Source organism: Roseateles sp. P5_B10 (assembly GCF_056400485.1).
On record NZ_JBFULE010001608.1, the window covers coordinates 1 to 597 of the forward strand.

At 65.0% G+C, this 597-nt stretch carries 1 pseudogene; it reads right to left on the reverse strand.

What is annotated here, in order from left to right:
* A pseudogene (locus AC1DU6_RS34870) lies at positions 1 to 597 on the reverse strand (hypothetical protein); the annotation flags it as partial.

The following is a 597-nucleotide window of genomic DNA, read 5'->3' on the forward strand; positions in this document are numbered from 1 at the left end:
GTGTCCGTGTTGGTCGGTGCGAGCAAACCGCCGAGCAGGCCTGCGGTGGCGAGCTTGCGATTGCTGGCCTGCACGCCCCAGCTTCCGGTCAATGCGCCGAGCGGCGTTGCGACCGCGGCGTGGTCCAGTTCGAGGCGGCCTTCGATTTCCTTGTTGGTGATGGTGTTCTGCAGGCCATCGACGCCATTGCTGCCGATGCCGAGCTCGCCATGCTTGTAGTCGCTGACGCCGAACGTGTAGCGGATCGCGGCTATGCCGTCGGTTGGCGCGCGCCATTCGCCCTTGCTGGTCACCTTGGTCTGTTCGAGGTCGATGCGGGTTCTTGCAGCTGACTCGGCGACGCCGGGGATATGATACAGGCTGGTGATGTGCTGGATCGCGGTGCCGATATAGCCGCCATCGAAGATGTAGGAGCCGCCGACCGACTGGCCCTCCGAGCGCAGCCTCGTATTGGCCTGCACGCCGCCGCCGGGAATTCTGTAATCGCCGGCGCTGCGGCCGAAGGCGTCGACGTGAATGGCAACATTGTTGCCTGACGCATCGATGCTGGCCGCGCCGTCGATGCTGCTATCCACCGAGGAACCGCCGCCCTTGACG